Origin of the sequence: Aquibium oceanicum (genome assembly GCF_001889605.1) — a bacterium.
Taxonomy (GTDB): Bacteria; Pseudomonadota; Alphaproteobacteria; order Rhizobiales; family Rhizobiaceae; genus Aquibium; species Aquibium oceanicum.
In genome coordinates this window covers 3,438,078-3,456,203 of sequence record NZ_CP018171.1, presented here as the reverse complement: position 1 = coordinate 3,456,203, position 18,126 = coordinate 3,438,078, and the positions used below count along the sequence as shown (strand labels likewise).

The window sequence follows — 18,126 nt, the reverse complement described above, 5'->3', positions numbered from 1 at the left end:
CGCGACCACCAGAACAGGGGAACTGAGATGACCAAAGAAACGACGGGCGGCATCAGCCGGCGCAAACTGCTGAAGACGGGCGCGGCGGCGGCGGGCCTTGCGGCCGGCTCCGGCATGATCACCGGATTCCCGACCATCTGGGCGCAGAACCCGATCACGCTGCGCCAGTTCGGCACCGGGGTCTCCAACCTCAACGCCATCGCCGACAAGTGCAAGGAAGACCTCGGCATCACGCTCGAGATGACCGCGACCGATTCCGATGCCGCCGCGCAGCGTGCCGTGACCCAGCCGGACAGCTACGACATCGCCGACATCGAGTACTGGATCGCCAAGAAGGTCTATCCGGCGGGCGTCATGCAGCCGATGCAGACGAGCCGCCTCAAGTACTACGACAAGATCGTGCCGCTCTTCATCACCGGCAAACTCACGCCAGACAGCGTTATCGCCCAGGGAACGGCGCCGCACACCGTCGGCTTCGTAGAATCACAGGACTCGACCACCTTCGCCACCGAACCGACCGAGTGGATGACGATGGTGCCGACCATCTACAACGCAGACACGCTCGGCATCCGGCCCGACCTCGTCGGCCGCGACATCACCACCTGGGCTGACATCATGGACCCGGCCTTCAAGGGCAAGACGTCTATCCTCAACATCCCCTCTATCGGCATCATGGACGCCGCCATGATCATGGAGGCGATGGGCGAAGTGAAATACGCCGACAAGGGCAACATGACCAAGGAGGAGATCGACAAGACCATCGACTTCCTCATCGCCGCCAAGCGCGACGGCCAGTTCCGCGCGTTCTGGAAGTCCTTCGACGAGAGCGTCAACCTGATGGCCTCCGGCGAGGTCGTCATCCAGTCCATGTGGTCGCCGGCGGTGGCCGCCGTGCGCTCGCGCGGCATCCCCTGCGTCTACCAGCCGCTCAAGGAAGGCTATCGCTCCTGGGGCGGCGGCATCGGGCTCGCCAAGCATCTCGAAGGCGCCAAGCTCGACGCGGCCTACGAGTACATCGACTGGTACCTGTCCGGCTGGGTCGGCGCCTACCTCAACCGCCAGGGCTACTACTCGGCGGCCATGGACACCGCCAAGGAGTACATGAGCGAGGACGAATGGGGCTTCTGGGTCGAAGGCAAGCCCGCACAGGGCGACATCCTGGCCCCCGACGGCAAGGTCATGGAAAAGGCCGGCGCCGTGCGCGACGGCGGCTCCTTCGAGGAGCGCATGGGCGCTGTCGCCTGCTGGAACTCGGTCATGGACGAGGACCGCTACATGGTCCGCCGCTGGAACGAGTTCATCGCCTCCTGACAAGCAATGGGTCTTCCCGTCCGCGGGAAGACCCTTCCGGCCAGTCTTCGAACCTTTGGGGGCCATGATGACGATCGCCGTCGAACAGGCAGCCGCCGCGCGCCGGCCGAGGACGCGCCGCGCCGGCATCGCGTCGCTCGCCGCCTACCTGCAGGCGGCGCCGCTGGCGCTCATCCTCGGCGCCTTCCTGCTGGCGCCGCTGATCGTCATCGCCACCGTCAGCTTCTGGGATTACGACTTCGCCCGGCTCTATCCCGACTTCATCCTGATGAACTATCAGGACACGCTAGGCTCTTGGGTCACGTGGAAGACCTACCTGAACACGCTGAAGTTCGCCGCCATCGTGTGGGCCGTCACGCTCTTCCTCGGCTTCTGGGTCGCCTATTTCCTCGCGTTTCACATCCGCACCACCACCATGCAGATGGTCCTGTTCCTGGTCTGCACGGTGCCCTTCCTCACGTCGAACATCATCCGCATGATCTCGTGGATCCCGGTGCTGGGACGCAACGGGCTGGTCAACTCGACCCTGATCGACATGGGCCTCATCCCGGCGCCGATCGAATGGCTGCTCTACTCCGATTTCGCGGTCGTGCTCGCCATGACGCACCTCTACACGCTCTTCATGGTCACGCCGATCTTCAACACGCTGATGCGCATCGACCGCTCCCTGATCGAGGCGGCGCGCGACGCCGGCGCCACCAGCTTCCAGACCCTCACCAACGTCATCCTGCCGCTCGCCAAGCCCGGCATCGCGATCGGCACCATCTTCGTGGTGACGCTCGTGATGGCCGACTTCATCACCGTGCAGGTGATGTCGGGCGGCCAGAGCGCCTCGGTCGCCCTGATGATGCGCAACCAGATGTCGCTGCTACAATATCCGGCCGCCGCTGCCAACGCCGTCATCCTGCTCGCGCTGGTGCTCGTCATGGTCGCCGGCATCCTGCGGATCGTCGACATCCGAAAGGAGCTTTAAGATGTCTCACGAAAGGCGCGGCCTGGAGTTCTGGATCCTCACGGTCTTTTTCGTCCTGTTCGTCCTCTTCCTCTACGGTCCTCTCTCGGCGATCCTGATCCTGTCCTTCCAGGGACCGAGCGGCGGCCTGACGTTTCCGCTCAACGGCGTCTCGCTGCACTGGTTCTACGATCTGACCCAGCAGCAGGCGGTGGGCGATTTCGGCGGCAGCTTCCGGCGCTCGCTGATGCTCGGCATCGGCGTCATGCTGGTCACCGTGGTCGTGTCGCTGCTGGCCGGCCTCGCGTTTCGGCGCAAGTTCCTCGGCGCCACCCCGCTCTTCTACCTCGCGGTGGCGAGCCTGGTGGTGCCCTCCATCATCGTGTCGCTCGGGATCGGCGTGATGTTCCAGCAGATCGGCATCCCGCCGGCATGGTACAGTTCGGCCTTCGGCGCCCATCTTACCTGGACGCTGCCGTTCGGGGTGCTGATCATGTTCGCGGTCTTCAACCGCTTCTCGCCGTCCTACGAGGAAGCCGCACGCGATCTCGGCGCCTCATCGTGGCAGACCTTCCTGCACGTGCTCCTGCCGATGATCGCGCCGAGCCTCGTGGGCGTGGGCCTGTTCGGCTTCACGCTCTCCTACGACGAGTTCGCCCGCTCGCTGATGACGTCCGGCACCTACAACACGCTGCCGCTGGAGATCTACGGAATGACCACCAACGTGACGACGCCGGTGCTCTACGCGCTCGGCACGGTCACGACGGCCTTTTCCTTCCTGGTCATCGCCGCGACGCTCGGCATCATCCTGTGGCTTGGCCGCAAGCGGGCGCAGGGATAGGCTTCCCGCATCATGCGCATTCTCGTCGTCAACCCGAACACGACCGCGTCGATGACGCAGACGATCGCCGCGGCCGCCCGTGCCGCGGCGGGGCCGCAGACAACCATCGAGGCGGTCACGTCCTGCACCGGCCCGGCATCCATCGAGGGCTATTTCGACGAGGCGCTGTCCGTGCCCGGCCTGCTCGACCTCATCCGGGAAGGCGAGCGGGCAGGCTGCGATGCCGCCGTCATCGCCTGCTTCGACGACACCGGGCTCGACGCCGCGCGCGCCATGGCCGCGATTCCGGTGCTCGGCATCTGCGAATCCGCTTTGAGCCTCGCCGCCTGCATCGCCAAACGCATCGCGATCGTCACCACCGACGAGCGCGCGCGCATTCCGATCGAGGAACTCGCCATCCGCTACGGCATGGGCAGCCGGGTGCGGGTCAGGGTGGCGGGCATTCCGGTGCTCGCGCTGGAGGATCCGACGTCGGGCGCCAGCGGCCGCCTGCGCGACGAGATCCGCTACGCGCTCGATCACGACCATGTCGAAGCCATCGTGCTCGGCTGCGCCGGCATGGCGGACCTGGCACACCGGCTGCAGGGCGAGTTTGGCGTGCCGGTGATCGACGGGGTGGGCGCTGCCGTCAAGCAGGCCGAGGCGCTGGTGGCACTCGGCCTCGCCACCTCGAAGCGCGGTGCCTACGCCGCGCCGGCGCCGAAGCGTTTCTCGGGAACAATGGCGCCGTTCTCGACGCTGGCGGCGGAAGCGGTATGACCGGCCGCACGATCCGCGTGCTCACCCGCGCGGAACTCGACACGCTCGTCGAATGGGCGGCTCTCGAAGGCTGGAACCCGGGGCTTCACGACTCCGAAGCGTTCCAGGCCGCCGATCCCGATGGTTTTATCGGCGCATTCGTCGACGGCGATCTGGCGGCAGGGATTTCGGCCGTCCGCTACGGTCCGGATTTCGGTTTCATCGGGCTCTACATCTGCCGTGGTGACCTGCGCGGCAGGGGCCACGGCAAGGCCGTCTGGGACGCCGGCATGGAACGGCTGTCGGGCCGAACGATCGGCCTCGACGCCGTGCCGGCGCAGAAGGCGAACTACGCCCGCATGGGTTTCGTCCCGGCCTACCGCACGTTCCGCTACAGCGGTCGGTTCGAGGTCGCCGGCTCCGATGCGGAAATCCGGCCGGTCGAGCCGGATGATGTTCCCGGGATCGCCGCGTTCGACCGGACCTGTTTTCCCGCGCCGCGGCCGGCTTTCCTGAGGCTTTGGACCGACGCTCCGCACCTGGCGCTCGTCAGTCTGCGCGACGGCGCCGTGACGGGTTACGCCGTGCGCCGCCGCTGCCGCGAGGGCTTCAAGATCGGGCCGCTCTTCGCAGACGACACCGAAACGGCCATCAGGCTGCTTTCGGCGCTATCGTGCGATTGCGGGGAGGACGTTCATCTGGACGCGCCGGACGGGCACCCGGACTTCACGGAAATGCTCCTCAACGCTGGCATGAGCAGGGGCTTCGAGACGACGCGCATGTATCGCGGTCCTGCGCCGGACATCGCGGCGTCGCGCATCTTCGCCGTCACCACGCTCGAACTCGGGTAAGGGCGCGGGACGACCGTCCCGCCGCTACCCGTCGGTCGATCGTGCCGCTTCCAGCGCCCGCGTAAGGTCGGCCTTGATGTCGGCCACGTCCTCCAGCCCGATCTGGAGGCGCATCAGCGGGCCGTCGTAGTCGCCCTTCGCAACAATCCGGTCGCTCAGCGACACGTGCACGGCAAGGCTCTCGTAGCCGCCCCAGGAATAGCCGAGGCCGAACAGTTTCAGGGCATCGAGGAAAGCGTGCGCCTTCTTCGTCCCGCCGCCGTCGAGTGCGATCGAAAGCGTGCCGCTGGCGCCGCGGAAGTCGCGTTTCCAGATCGCGTGTCCCGGATCGCTCTCCAGCCCCGGATAGAGCACCCGTGACACGCCTGGCTGGCCTTCCAGCCAGCGCGCGATCTCCAGCGCGCTCTTCTGATGGCGCTCCAGCCGCACGCCGAGGGTGCGCAGCCCGCGCAGCACCTGATAGACGTCGTCGGGGGCGGGACAGCATCCGAGGGTCAGGAACGTCTCGTGCAATTGCGCCCAGCAACGCTCGTTTGCCGAAACCGTCCCCATAAGCACGTCGGAATGACCCGCTAGGTACTTGGTCGCCGCATGGATCGAGATGTCGACACCGTGGTCGAGCGGGCGGAAGTGTACGGGCGTCGCCCAGGAATTGTCCATCATCACCACCGCCCCACGCTCCTTGGCAACAGAAGCGATGGCGGGAATGTCCTGCATCTCGAACGTGTTGGAGCCGGGCGATTCGGTAAAGACCACCTTCGTGTTCGGCTTCATCAGCGCATCGATGCCGGCGCCGACGAGAGGGTCGTAGTACTGCACCTCGACGCCGAGCCTCGCCAGCATGGTGTCGGCGAAACGCCTTGTCGGGTGATAGACCGAATCGACGATCAGAACGTGATCGCCGGCTGAGAGGAACGCGAGCAGCGGGATCGTCACGGCCGCGAGCCCCGACGGAACCACGATGGTTCCGGCCGAGCCTTCAAGCTCGTCGATGGCATCGGCCAGCGCGTCCGTCGTCGGCGTTCCGCGCGTGCCGTAGGTGTATTTCTGGTTGCGCGCGGCCATCGTCCCGGCATCGGGAAAGAGCACGGTCGAGGCGTGCACGACCGGCGGATTGACGAAGCCGTGAAACGTCCGCGGATCGTGTCCGGCATGCGCGAGACGCGTATTGATGCCCGACTTCGGGTCGCCATTTGCTGCCATGTTCTCTCCCTGGCAATGTATTAGCGGCAAGCCATAATGCGGCGGCGAAGCCAGCGCAATATTAGGGCGCGACGGATCATATCGGCTCCGAGGCACGATCGAGGGCAGGGGGCTTTGCCCGCGGATCGGGCTTTCTCCGCCGCTTTCATGGGCACCACGACCGAATCCGTCCAGGCGGGCTCGAAACCGCCGCTCCCACAAGGAGTAAGCGGCCGGATTCAGCCATTTACCCTTGACCAATTGGTAATAATCGCCTTCGATGCGCGTACGGGAGCTGCAGGGAGGCGTGCTGAAGAGGTACGCTGCCGCCGGGGGTTAACGGGGGCTGCGATAGACTTCCGCGAGGGTAACAGACCGGGGAAAACCCCGGGAACAGAAAAAGGGTTTCAGGTATGAAAACGACGATCTTGACCGGCGTACTCGGCGCAGCGGCCCTCGGGCTGGCCGCCTCGGCCGCCTCGGCCGCGACGCTCGACGACGTGAAGGCAAAGGGCTTCGTCCAATGCGGCGTCAACACCGGCCTCGCCGGCTTCGCCTCTCCGAACGACCAGGGCGAGTGGGCCGGCTTCGACGTGGACATCTGCAAGGCGGTCGCCGCGGCGGTCTTCGGTGACGCGACCAAGGTGAAGTACACCCCCACCACCGCAAAGGAACGGTTCACGGCGCTTCAGTCGGGCGAAATCGACATGCTGTCGCGCAACACCACATGGACGCTCAGCCGCGATACCGCGCTCGGCTTCAACTTCGCGGGCGTCAACTACTATGACGGCCAGGGCTTCATGATTAACGCGAAGAACCTGCCCGGCGTGAACTCGGCCCTGCAACTTTCGGGCGCATCCGTCTGCGTGCAGACCGGCACGACCACCGAGCTCAACCTCGCCGACTATTTCCGTGCCAACAACATGGAATACAACCCGGTCGTCTTCGAGAAGCTCGAAGAGGTCAATGCCGCCTATGATTCCGGCCGCTGCGACGTCTACACCACCGACCAGTCGGGCCTGTATTCGATCCGCCTGACGCTCGCCGCGCCGGACGATCACGTCGTGCTTCCCGAGATCATCTCCAAGGAGCCGCTCGGCCCCGCCGTGCGCCAGGGCGACGACCAGTGGTTCGACGTCGTCAAGTGGACGCTCAATGCGATGATCATCGCCGAGGAACTCGGCATCACGCAGGAGAACGTCGAGGAGATGAAGGGTTCCGACAACCCCGAGATCGCGCGCGTTCTCGGCCAGGAGGCCGATTCGACGCTCGCGGAAGGTCTCGGCCTCGACAAGGAGTGGGTCGTCAACATCGTGAAGGCCGTCGGCAACTACGGCGAGAGCTTCGAGCGCAACATCGGCTCGGGTTCGCCGCTCAAGATCGCTCGCGGCCTGAACCAGCTCTGGACCAAGGGCGGCATCATGTACGCGCCGCCGATCCGCTAAGGAACGTCACCGGACCCGGGAGGCGCAACGCGCCTCCCGGAGCCTTCTGAAAGGTACCCGATGGCTTCCCAGGAAACGCTTGGCGACCACGGCTCCGCCCGTTCGTCGCTCCTCTACGATCCCAAGGTCCGCTCCGTCGTCTTCCAGGTGGTGGTCTTCGTAGGCCTCCTCGCTTTCGTCGCCTGGATCGTCGGCAACACCATCGACAATTTGCGGCGGGCGAACATCTCGTCCGGTTTCGGTTTCCTCGACAGCCGCGCCGGCTTCGACATCGCCGTCTCCCTGATCCCGTTCACGCCGGATTCGACGTTCGGCAGGGCGCTGGTCACCGGTCTCATCAACACGATGGTGGTGGCCTTCGTCGGCATCATCACGGCGACGATCGTCGGCTTCCTGATCGGCATCGGACGGCTTTCGAAGAACTGGCTGATTTCGCGGATCTGCACCGTCTACGTCGAGGTTTTCCGCAACATTCCGCCGTTGCTCGTCATCTTTTTCTGGTACCTCGGCGTTCTGTCGGTCCTGCCGCTCCCGCGCGATTCCATCGAACTGCCGCTCTACAGCTTCCTCAACAGCCGCGGCTTATTCTTTCCGCGCGCCATCTGGGGCGACGGCGCCTGGCTCGTTCCGCTGGCCCTGGTGCTCGGCATCGCCATGTCATGGTTCGTGGCCCGGCGCGCTCATGCGCGACAGATGGCGACCGGACAGACTTTCCCGGTGTTCTGGACGTCGGTGGGGCTCATCCTTGGGCTGCCGATCCTCGCCTTCCTGGTAATGGGCGCTCCGCTCACCTTCGAGTACCCGGTGCTCGGCGCCTTCAACCTCAACGGCGGCTGGACGGTGAAGCCGGAGTTCCTGGCGCTCTATCTGGCACTCTCCTTCTACACCGCCTCCTTCATCGCCGAGATCGTGCGCGCGGGCATTCTGGGCGTCGCGCACGGGCAGTCGGAAGCCTCCTTCGCGCTCGGCCTGCGTCCCGGGCAGGCGCTGCGGCTGGTGATCGTGCCGCAGGCCATGCGCATCGTCATCCCGCCGCTGACCAGCCAGTACCTCAACCTGACCAAGAACTCGTCTCTGGCGGTTGCCATCGGCTACCCCGATCTCGTCGCCATCGGCGGCACGATCCTCAACCAGACGGGCCAGTCGATCGAGGTCGTGGCCATCTGGATGGTGGTCTATCTGAGCCTCAGTCTGACCACGTCCGTGTTCATGAACTGGTTCAATTCCCGAATGGCGCTGGTGGAGCGGTAGACGAACATGCAGGAGCACGATCTCTCGTTCGTTCGCGCCGAAATGATCGCGAACCAGCCTCCGCCGATCAGCGAGAGGGGGGCGGTGCGCTGGGTGCGCACCAATCTCCTGTCGACGCCGGCGGACATCGTCCTGACCATCGTCGGGCTCGTCATCATCGCCCTGGTCGTCCCGCCGCTGATCGACTGGGCGTTCATCAGCGCCCAGTGGACCGGATCGGATCGCTCGGTATGCGCGACGGTCGCACAGGGCGGCGTGCAGCCCGAAGGCTGGTCCGGCGCCTGCTGGGCCTTCGTCGGCGCCAAGTTCGAGCAGTTCATGTTCGGGCGCTACCCGATCGACGAGCGCTGGCGCGTCCTTCTGGTGGCGGCGATCTTCGTGGCGCTTTTGATCCCCCTCCTGATCCCCAGCGCTCCGCGCAAGGGCCTGAACGCCATCCTGTTCTTCTTCGTCTTCCCGGTCGTGGCGTTCTTCCTGCTCGTCGGCGGCTGGTTCGGGCTGGAGTACGTCGAGACCTCGGTCTGGGGCGGACTGCTGGTCACGCTCGTCCTCTCCTTCGTCGGCATCGCGGTGTCCCTGCCGCTGGGCATCGTCCTGGCGCTTGGCCGTCGATCGAAGATGCCGGTGGTGAAGATGCTGTGCGTCATCTTCATCGAGGCGGTGCGCGGGGTGCCGCTCGTCACGGTGCTGTTCATGGCGAGCGTCATGTTCCCGCTCTTCCTGCCGGCCGGCGTCAATTTCGACAAGTTCCTGCGCGCGCTCGTCGGCGTATCGCTCTTCGCTTCCGCCTACATGGCCGAGGTGATCCGCGGCGGTCTCCAGGCGATCCCGAAGGGCCAGTACGAGGGCGCGGATTCGCTCGGCCTCGGCTACTGGCAGAAGATGTACCTGATCGTGCTGCCGCAGGCGATCAAGCTCGTCATTCCCGGCATCGTCAACACCTTCATTGGCCTCTTCAAGGACACGAGCCTTGTGTCGATCATCGGCATGTTCGATCTGCTCGGCATCGTCCGCCAGAACTTCTCGGACGCTGCCTGGGCCTCGCCGCAGACGCCGATGACCGGGCTGGTCTTCGCCGGCTTCGTTTTCTGGCTCTTCTGCTTCGGCATGTCCCGCTACTCGATCTTCATGGAAAGGCTGCTGGACACCGGCCACAAACGATAGACAATTCCCGTCAACAGCCATGGAACAACGATAAAGGGGAACCTCGATGGCTATGCACAATGCGGCTCCGGCCGACGACACGGCTGTCAAACGCGCCAAGATGGAGGTCTCCGATACCGACGTCGCCGTCGAGATCGTCGGCATGCACAAGTGGTACGGCGACTTCCACGTCCTGAAGGACATCAACCTCAAGGTCATGCGCGGCGAGCGCATCGTCATCGCCGGTCCATCGGGATCGGGAAAATCGACGATGATCCGCTGCATCAACCGGCTGGAAGAGCACCAGAAGGGCAAGATCATTGTCGACGGCATCGAACTCACCAATGATCTGAAGAAGATCGACGAGGTGCGTCGCGAAGTCGGCATGGTGTTCCAGCACTTCAACCTTTTCCCGCACCTGACCATCCTGGAGAACTGCACGCTGGCGCCGATCTGGGTGCGCAAGCTGCCGAAGAAGCAGGCCGACGAGATTGCCATGCACTTCCTCGAACGGGTCAAGATCCCCGAGCAGGCCAACAAGTATCCGGGCCAGTTGTCCGGCGGCCAGCAGCAGCGCGTGGCGATCGCCCGCTCGCTTTGCATGAACCCGCGCATCATGCTCTTCGACGAGCCGACCTCAGCGCTCGATCCCGAGATGATCAAGGAAGTGCTGGATACGATGGTCGGGCTCGCGGAAGAGGGCATGACCATGCTTTGCGTCACGCACGAAATGGGCTTCGCCCGGCAGGTCGCCAATCGCGTGATCTTCATGGACATGGGCCAGATCGTCGAGCAGAACACGCCGGCCGAGTTCTTCGACAATCCGCAACACGAGCGCACCAAGCTGTTCCTGAGCCAGATCCTGCACTGACCCCGGGACGCCGGAATCGCCCGAATGCGGCGCATGCGCCGGCTGTTTCGCTTCGCCCTGTTCGCCGCCGCCACGGCGATCCTTGCCGTTGCGGCCGGCATCCTCGTCCCGCGTCCGCTGCTGCCGTTGCAGCGGGCGGGTGAGGAGGGCGCCACGCGCCGAACCGTCCTCCTGCTTTCCAATCCGATCCACACCGACATCGCGCTGCCCGCCGATCCGGACGTCGTGGCACGGTTTTCGTCGATGGCCGCCGACGGGCTGCCGATCGACGCGCCCGGCGCGCGCTGGCTGGTGCTCGGCTGGGGAGGGCGCTCCTTCTACGTCGAGACCCCGACCTGGGCCGACCTGAAGCCGCTCCCGGTGTTGCGCGCCTTCACGCTCGACAGCTCAGTGATGCACGTCCTTATCGCGGGCGACATCTCGCCCGAGCATCCTGCCGTCACCGTCCTCGACCTCGATGAGACGGAGTTCGAGGCGCTTCTGGATTTCACGGTCGCAAGCTTCGACACCGACGCCGGCGGTTTCCGCCTGGCCGCGCCGGGCTATGGCGACGACGATCTCTTCTACGATGCCCACGGCTGGTTCAACGCGCTCGCGGGCTGCAACGTGTGGACGGCGTCGGCCTTGCGCGCCGCCGGCCTCCGCACCGGGTTCTGGACGCCGCTGCCGGTCTTCCTCGAATGGTCGCTCGCCCTGCACGCCGACGTTCCGCCGCGCGGCGCGACCGTCGACTGACGCCCGCGCGTCACTCCGCCGTCGAAGCGTCCCAGCCGTAGAGCCAGTCGAGGTCGGTCGCGTGCCGCCGCGGCGAGAGCATGCCCGCGACGACGTTGCGTCCGATCGCGATCGGACCCGCCGCGTGCCAGGTGAATCGGTTGAAGGCGCCGCGCCGCGCCACCCGCGCGATCCTCGGCCTGCGCTGCCGCTCGTAGGCGGCGAGCGCTGCGGGCAGGTCGTCGCCGTGCCGGTCCACCAGCATGGCCAGCACCGCCGCGTCCTCGATCGCCATCGCCGCGCCCTGCGCGGCGAAAGGCGTCATGGCATGCGCGGCATCGCCGATCAGCGCGATGCCGCGTGCGCTGGTCCAGGGGCCGCGCCGGTCGACGACGTGCAGCGGCCATTTCGTCCAGCTTCCCGCACCCTCGGCGAGCTTCGCCAGTCCGGGCGTCGCCGCCAGCGCCTTCACGAGTTCGCCGCTGTCGGCCATGGCCGACCATGACGGCGCTATGCGCGCGCCTTTGGTGATCGCGACCAGATTGACCGCCGCTCCGCCGCGGATCGGATAGGCCACCAAGTGGAAGCGGGGATTGAGGTAAGCGGTGACGACGTCTCCGGCGATCATGCCTTCGGAAAAGCCGTGCGGCTCGCCGCGCCGGATGGTCGCGCGCCAGGCGGTGAGCCCGGTGAAGGACTGTCGATTGCCCTCGTCGCCGCGCAGGGTCGACCAGACGCCGTCAGCCGCGACCACCAGATCTCCCGTCGCCTCCAGGATGCGGCCGCCGTGGTCGATGGAGAGCGTCGCTCCCTTCGGATGGAAGGCGACATCGCGCACGTCCGCGCCGGTGATCAGTTCCACGCCGGCCATGCGCTTCAGCCGCGAGGCGAGCGCGCTCTGCAGGTCGGCCCGGTGGACGGTGAGATAGGGCGCGCCCCAGCGCTTCTCGGCGAAATCGCCCAGCGCCACGCGCGTGATCTCCTTCAGCCCGTAGGCGCCGCGCAGCACGATCGCCTCCGGACGCACCGAGGCCGGGCGAACCATTTCGAGCACGCCGAGTGTGTCGAGGATCTTCGTCGCGTTGGGCGAGAGCTGCAGGCCGGCCCCGATCTCCTCGAGCTGCGGCGCTCGTTCGAAGACGCGCACCGAATGTCCGCGAGCCGCGAAAGCGATCGCGGCCGTCAGCCCGGCCATTCCGGCTCCGGCTATGAGGATCGTCTTCGGGCGGGCGTCCGCCGTCACGCTGGCTCTCTCGGACGCTTCAGGCCGCGCGGGTCATGTAGATACATCCCTCGGGCCGCGTCTCGGAGGATTTCAGCGAAGGATCGTAGCGGTAGAGCGTCGAGCAGTAAGGACAGACGATCTCGCTGTCGTCGCCCATGTCAAGGAAGACGTGCGGGTGGTCGAAGGGATCGGTCGCGCCCGTGCACATGAATTCCTTGACGCCGATGTCGACCGCGTGATGTCCGGCGTCGTTCTGGAAATGCGGGATCGTGTGGCCGGCCATCGTCGTCTCCTGCGGGGATGGTGATCTTGGTGACGCGCCCAGCGTTTGGATCATTATCGGCCCGTTTGCAAGTCCGTGCTATCTGTTGTCACACTGTGTCGCTACCGCGGTTTCTGGATGCGCCAGCACCGGTCGGCCGCGGGCGCTGCAAGGAGCGAGACATCGACATGAACCTACTCACGCCGGCACCCAGCGAGTTCCAGCGCGAGGTACCCACCGGCCCCGAAATGGCCGAGGGCAACCCCGACCGCTTCGTTAATCGCGAGTTCTCGTGGCTCCAGTTCAACCGCCGCGTCCTGGAGGAATCGCAGAACCCGAACCATCCGCTGCTCGAGCGCGTCCGCTTCCTGTCGATCTCGGCCGCCAATCTGGACGAGTTCTTCATGGTGCGCGTCGCGGGTCTCGCCGGCCAGGTGCGGGAAAACATCTCGACGCTCTCCGCCGACGGGCGCACGCCCGAGCAGCAGCTCGAACAGCTCCTGCGCGAGGTCGCGCGTCTGCAGGAGGACCAGCAGGCGAGCTTCTCGGCGCTGCTGCGGCTGCTCGACGGGGAAGGCATCTGCCTCGTCCGCGGCGACGGGCTCACCGATGCCGAGCGCGGCTGGCTCGAGGATCATTTCAACGACGCGATCTATCCGGTGATGACGCCGCTCTCGATCGACCCCGCGCATCCCTTTCCCTTCATCCCCAATCTCGGCTTCTCGATCGCGCTCGACCTGCGCAACCTCAGGAGCGGCGAGCACATGACGGCGCTGCTCAGGCTACCGGTCGCGCTCAAGCGCTTCGTCCGGCTTCCCGACGGCGAGCGCTCCATCCGCTTCATCTCGCTGGAGGACGTGGTCGGCCTCCACATCGACAAGCTCTTTCCCGGCCACGAGGTGAAGGGCACCGGCACCTTCCGCATCATCCGCGACAGCGACATCGAAATCGAGGAAGAGGCCGAGGACCTCGTGCGCTTCTTCGAGACCGCACTGAAGCGGCGCCGCCGCGGGTCCGTCATCCGCATCGAGTTCGACCGCGACATCCCGGAGCCGCTGCGCACCTTCGTCGCCGGCGAACTCGGCGTCTCGTCCACGCGCGTCAGCCTTCTGAACAGCCCGCTTGCGCTGAACCAGATTTCGGAGATCGTCGGCATCCCGCGCGACGATCTGAAATTCAAGCCCTACAACCCGCGCTTCCCCGAGCGCATCCGCGACCATGGCGGCGACTGCTTCGCCTCCATCCGGGAAAAGGACATCGTCGTCCACCACCCTTACGAGTCCTTCGACGTCGTGGTGCAGTTCCTGCGTCAGGCCGCCGCCGATCCCGAGGTGGTAGCCATCAAGCAGACGCTCTACCGGACTTCCAACGACAGCCCGATCGTGCGCGCGCTGATCGACGCGGCCGAGACTGGCAAATCGGTCACCGCGCTCGTTGAACTGAAAGCGCGCTTCGACGAGGAGGCCAACATCCGCTGGGCGCGCGATCTCGAACGCGCCGGCGTGCAGGTGGTCTTCGGCTTCATGGAGCTGAAGACGCACTCCAAGCTCTCGCTCGTGGTGCGCCGGGAGGAGGGGCGTCTGCGGAGCTACATCCATGTCGGAACCGGGAACTACCACCCCATCACGGCGCGCATCTACACCGACCTGTCGTACTTCACGACCGATCCGGCGATCGCGCAGGACGTGACGCGCATCTTCAACTTCATCACCGGCTATGCCGAGCCGGCCGAGAAGATGCGCATCGCGGTCTCGCCCTTCACGCTACGCCAGCGCATCCTGAAGCACATCAACGACGAGACGGGTCACGCGAAGGCCGGCCGGCCGGCGCAGATCTGGATGAAGATGAACGCGCTGGTCGACCCGATGGTCATCGACGCGCTCTACGAGGCCAGCAGCGCCGGCGTCGAGATCGACCTCGTCATCCGCGGCATCTGCTGCCTGCGCCCGCAGGTGCCGGGCCTGTCGGACAACATCCGCGTCAAATCGATCATCGGCCGCTTCCTCGAGCACAGCCGCGTCTTCTGCTTCGGCAACGGCCACGGCCTGCCGTCGGACGAGGCGCTGGTCTACATCGGCTCGGCCGACATGATGCCGCGAAACCTCGACCGCAGGGTGGAGACGCTGGTGCCGATCACCAACCAGACTGTGCATGAACAGGTGCTGGACCAGATCATGCTGGGAAACATCATGGACAACCAGCAGAGTTTCGAAGTACTGCCCGACGGCACCTCGCGCCGCATGGCTCCGGAGGAGGGCGAGGAACCTTTCAACGCGCAGGAATATTTCATGACCAATCCAAGCCTTTCGGGACGAGGAATGGCCCTGAAATCCAACGCGCCCAAGCGTATCGTCCGCCACGGCCGGCGCAAGAAAGCGAAAGCAGCCGCTTCCTGATGATTGCACACTCCCAGGGCCGGCTGCAGAACCGCCGCCCCCTGTCGATCATAGACATCGGATCGAATTCGGTCCGCCTCGTGGTCTACGAGGGCATCGCCCGCGCGCCCACCGTGCTGTTCAACGAAAAGATGCTGGCCGGCCTCGGCAAGGGCATCGTCTCGACCGGACGGCTCGATCCCGACGCGGTGCGCCGGGCCATCGACGAGTTCCGCCGCTTTCGCGCCCTGTCGGAACAGGCGGGCGCGGAGGAACTCCACGTGATTGCCACCGCCGCGGCGCGCGAGGCCGAGAACGGTCCCGATTTCATCCAGCGCGCCGAGGAAATCCTCGGAACGAAGATCAGGATACTCTCCGGCCGGGAGGAAGCCCACTATTCCGCCCTCGGCGTGATCTCCGGCTTCCACCCGGCCGACGGCATCGCGGGCGACCTCGGCGGCGGTAGTCTGGAGCTGGTCGACGTGCGCGGCGAGGAGATCGGCGACGGCATCACGCTGCCGCTCGGCGGCCTTCGCCTGCAGGACATGTCGAAGGGTTCCATCGCCTCGGCGGGCCGGATCGCCCGGCGCGAACTGGCGCGGGCCTCGCTGCTCGAAAACGGTGCGGGCCGCAACTTCTACTGCGTCGGCGGCACGTGGCGAAATCTCGCCCGGCTGCACATGAACGCGACGGGCTATCCGCTGCACGTCATGCATCACTACGAGATGGACGTCGCGGCGTCCGCCTCCTTCCTCAAGCGCGTCGCGCGCGGCGACATCGACAAGCTGAAGGGCATCGACCGGGTCTCGAAAAACCGGCGCGGCCTGCTCGCCTACGGCGCGACGGTGCTCAACCACATCATCACGTTGATGAAGCCGGGCAAGATCGTCATTTCCGCGCTCGGCGTTCGCGAGGGCTATCTCTATTCGCTGCTCGAGGACGCGGACAAGTCGAACGATCCGCTCATTGCGGCAGCCGACGAATTGGCGGTGCTGCGCGCGCGCTCGGCCACCCATGCGCGGGAGCTTGCCGAATGGACCGGCTCGGCCTTCGCCGCCTTCGGCATGGACGAGACGGAGGACGAGGCCCGCTACCGCCGCGCAGCCTGCCTGATGGCCGACATCGGCTGGCGCGCCCATCCGGATTATCGCGGGATCCAGTCGCTCAACATCATCGCCCACGGCGCCTTCTTCGGCATCGACCATCCCGGCCGCGCCTATATCGCGCTGGCCAATCTCTACCGCCACGAAGGTCTCTTCAACGACGACGCCGCGCCGCAGATCCGCGCGCTGGCGACGCAGCGCTACCTCGACCGTGCGCGCCTGCTCGGCGGCATCCTGCGCGTCATCTACCTCTTTTCGGCTTCGATGCCGGGCGTCATCCCAAGGCTGAAATGGGAAGCCAACGACCGCGGCGGCATCACGCTGGTCGTGCCGAAATCCCATGCCGACCTGATGGGCGAGCGGCCGGATGGCCGGCTGCAGCAGCTGGCGCGACTCACCGGCAAGACGCTCGACATGCGGCTCGGCGACTGAGCGATCCGCCGTCCCTCAGAGCTCGAAGACCGTCACGCGCCTGTTTTCGAACCGGAGCGCCAGTCCGCCGCCCACGAGCTTGAGCGCCTTGTCGCCGAAGACCTCGCGCCGCCAGCCGTGCATCGCCGGCACGTCGGCCTTCTCGCCCTCGGCTGCGATCTTCTCGATGTCGTCGCTCGACGCCAGCATCTTGGCGGCCACGTTGTGGTCCTCGGCGACCAGCTTCAAAAGCACCTTGAGAAGCTCGGCGGCCGCCGCCGATCCTTCCGGCGCGTGGCTCTGTTTGGGCAGCTTCGGCAATTCATTGCTCGGGATCGCCAGGGCGGCGTTGATCGCAGACAGGAGCCCGGCCGCGCCCGAGGAGCGCTCCCAGCCCTTCGGGATGCTTCTGAGGCGCGCCAGCGCGGCGGCGTCGCGCGGCTGCTGCTGCGCGACTTCGTAGATCGCGTCGTCCTTGATGACGCGCCCGCGCGGCACGTTGCGCTCGCGCGCTTCGAGTTCCCGCCAGGTCGCGACGGACTGGAGCACCGCCAGTTCCTGCGGCTTGCGCATGCGCATCTTCAGCCGCCGCCAGGCGTCCTCCGGATGGGGATCGTAGGTGCGATGCGCGGTGAGGATTTCCATCTCCTCCTTCAACCAGTGCGCGCGGCCCTCCTTGTCGATCTGGTCCTTCAGGCTCTTGTAGATGTCGATCAGGAAGGTGACGTCCGCCAGCGCATAGGTCAGTTGCTTCTCCGACAGCGGCCGATGCCGCCAGTCGGTGAAGCGCGATGACTTGTCGATCTGCCCGCCGGTGATCTTCTGCACCAGCTGCTCGTAGGACACGCTGTCGCCGAAGCCGCAGACCATCGCCGCGACCTGGGTGTCGAACACAGGGTGGGGGATCAGCCCGCCGCGATGGAAGATGATCTCGATGTCCTGCCGCGCGGCATGGAAGACCTTCGTCACCCGCTCGTTGGCCATCAGCTGGAAGAACGGGGCGAGGTCCATGCCCGGCGCCAGCGGATCGACCAGCGCCTCGACCCCCGGCGCCGCCATCTGGATCAGGCACAGTTCCGGCCAGAACGTCGTCTCCCGGATGAATTCGGTATCGACAGTGACGAAGTGGGATCTGGAGAGTTCGGCGATGACGGCGGCAAGCTCGTCGGGGGACGTGATCAGGTGCATGCGTGGTTTTTAGGATATCGAAAGCGAAGAGTCTTCATCTTGTGGCGGGAATTTGACGGGGGGCGGGGAGGGAGACGGAAAGGGGGCGGGAAAGGGGTATGGCGGTTTTCGGGTGGCCCCATCGACGAAGCCGACCTGCACCGAGTGACGGAACCTCGTCGGCAACGCGCCCGCGTTCCGGCCGTTCGGCTCAGATCCCTGTGTTCCCGAAAGCGGACTTGCCCATTGAGATTGACGGCCAAGTTGGTGGCCAACGGTCCACC

At 65.8% G+C, this 18,126-nt stretch carries 16 protein-coding genes; 12 read left to right on the top strand and 4 right to left on the bottom strand.

What is annotated here, in order from left to right; all coding sequences use genetic code 11:
• Positions 1-27 precede the first annotated feature (27 nt).
• The 5 genes from BSQ44_RS16910 to BSQ44_RS16890 all read left to right on the top strand — a co-directional run bounded on the left by BSQ44_RS16910 (position 28) and on the right by BSQ44_RS16890 (position 4,693).
• Complete coding sequence (locus BSQ44_RS16910; RefSeq protein WP_072608118.1) at positions 28-1,311, top strand: ABC transporter substrate-binding protein; 1,284 nt, start codon at positions 28-30, stop codon at positions 1,309-1,311.
• A 64-nt stretch (positions 1,312-1,375) separates the two neighbouring features.
• Positions 1,376-2,284, top strand: coding sequence for an ABC transporter permease (locus BSQ44_RS16905; protein WP_083534784.1), 909 nt, complete (start codon positions 1,376-1,378; stop codon positions 2,282-2,284).
• Between the two features lies 1 nt (position 2,285).
• Positions 2,286-3,104, top strand: coding sequence for an ABC transporter permease (locus BSQ44_RS16900; RefSeq protein ID WP_072606265.1), 819 nt, complete (start codon positions 2,286-2,288; stop codon positions 3,102-3,104).
• A 12-nt stretch (positions 3,105-3,116) separates the two neighbouring features.
• Complete coding sequence (locus BSQ44_RS16895) at positions 3,117-3,863, top strand: aspartate/glutamate racemase family protein (protein WP_072606262.1); 747 nt, start codon at positions 3,117-3,119, stop codon at positions 3,861-3,863.
• Complete coding sequence (locus BSQ44_RS16890; protein WP_072606260.1) at positions 3,860-4,693, top strand: GNAT family N-acetyltransferase; 834 nt, start codon at positions 3,860-3,862, stop codon at positions 4,691-4,693. Before BSQ44_RS16895 ends, BSQ44_RS16890 begins: the two co-directional genes overlap by 4 nt.
• A gap of 24 nt (positions 4,694-4,717) precedes the next feature.
• Here the strand turns inward: BSQ44_RS16890 and BSQ44_RS16885 are convergent, their stop codons facing one another.
• Complete coding sequence (locus BSQ44_RS16885; protein WP_072606257.1) at positions 4,718-5,896, bottom strand: cystathionine beta-lyase; 1,179 nt, start codon at positions 5,894-5,896, stop codon at positions 4,718-4,720.
• A 392-nt stretch (positions 5,897-6,288) separates the two neighbouring features.
• On the opposite strand from BSQ44_RS16885, the gene BSQ44_RS16880 reads away from it, so the two are divergent.
• Genes BSQ44_RS16880 through BSQ44_RS16860 form a run of 5 tightly spaced genes read left to right on the top strand, consistent with a single transcriptional unit; the run spans position 6,289 to position 11,320 of the window.
• Positions 6,289-7,320 (top strand): amino acid ABC transporter substrate-binding protein, encoded by a 1,032-nt coding sequence (locus BSQ44_RS16880; RefSeq protein ID WP_072606254.1) that lies wholly within the window; start codon positions 6,289-6,291, stop codon positions 7,318-7,320.
• Between the two features lie 60 nt (positions 7,321-7,380).
• Positions 7,381-8,571, top strand: coding sequence for an amino acid ABC transporter permease (locus BSQ44_RS16875; RefSeq protein WP_072606252.1), 1,191 nt, complete (start codon positions 7,381-7,383; stop codon positions 8,569-8,571).
• Positions 8,572-8,577: 6 nt separating this feature from the next.
• Complete coding sequence (locus tag BSQ44_RS16870) at positions 8,578-9,735, top strand: amino acid ABC transporter permease (RefSeq protein ID WP_072606250.1); 1,158 nt, start codon at positions 8,578-8,580, stop codon at positions 9,733-9,735.
• A gap of 46 nt (positions 9,736-9,781) precedes the next feature.
• A complete protein-coding gene (locus BSQ44_RS16865) occupies positions 9,782-10,585 on the top strand; it encodes an amino acid ABC transporter ATP-binding protein (RefSeq protein WP_072606248.1) in 804 nt (267 codons plus the stop codon).
• A gap of 24 nt (positions 10,586-10,609) precedes the next feature.
• Positions 10,610-11,320 (top strand): TIGR02117 family protein, encoded by a 711-nt coding sequence (locus BSQ44_RS16860; protein WP_072606246.1) that lies wholly within the window; start codon positions 10,610-10,612, stop codon positions 11,318-11,320.
• Between the two features lie 10 nt (positions 11,321-11,330).
• Here the strand turns inward: BSQ44_RS16860 and BSQ44_RS16855 are convergent, their stop codons facing one another.
• Positions 11,331-12,494: an FAD-dependent monooxygenase gene (locus BSQ44_RS16855; protein ID WP_072608116.1), complete on the bottom strand. Its 1,164-nt coding sequence runs from the start codon at positions 12,492-12,494 to the stop codon at positions 11,331-11,333.
• A gap of 67 nt (positions 12,495-12,561) precedes the next feature.
• Positions 12,562-12,807, bottom strand: a complete 246-nt coding sequence (locus BSQ44_RS16850; RefSeq protein ID WP_072606244.1) for a zinc-finger domain-containing protein — start codon at positions 12,805-12,807, stop codon at positions 12,562-12,564.
• A 167-nt stretch (positions 12,808-12,974) separates the two neighbouring features.
• On the opposite strand from BSQ44_RS16850, the gene BSQ44_RS16845 reads away from it, so the two are divergent.
• Both BSQ44_RS16845 and ppx read left to right on the top strand, forming a co-directional pair.
• The gene (locus tag BSQ44_RS16845) at positions 12,975-15,182 is read left to right on the top strand and encodes an RNA degradosome polyphosphate kinase (RefSeq protein WP_072606242.1); all 2,208 of its coding nucleotides are present in this window, start codon (positions 12,975-12,977) and stop codon (positions 15,180-15,182) included.
• Positions 15,182-16,696 carry an exopolyphosphatase gene (gene ppx / locus BSQ44_RS16840; RefSeq protein WP_072606239.1) on the top strand — a complete coding sequence of 505 codons (1,515 nt, stop codon included), beginning with the start codon at positions 15,182-15,184 and terminating at the stop codon, positions 16,694-16,696. Before BSQ44_RS16845 ends, ppx begins: the two co-directional genes overlap by 1 nt.
• Positions 16,697-16,711: 15 nt before the next feature.
• On the opposite strand, the gene rnd is transcribed toward ppx, so the two are convergent.
• Positions 16,712-17,863, bottom strand: coding sequence for a ribonuclease D (rnd, locus tag BSQ44_RS16835; RefSeq protein ID WP_072606237.1), 1,152 nt, complete (start codon positions 17,861-17,863; stop codon positions 16,712-16,714).
• Positions 17,864-18,126: the final 263 nt, after the last annotated feature.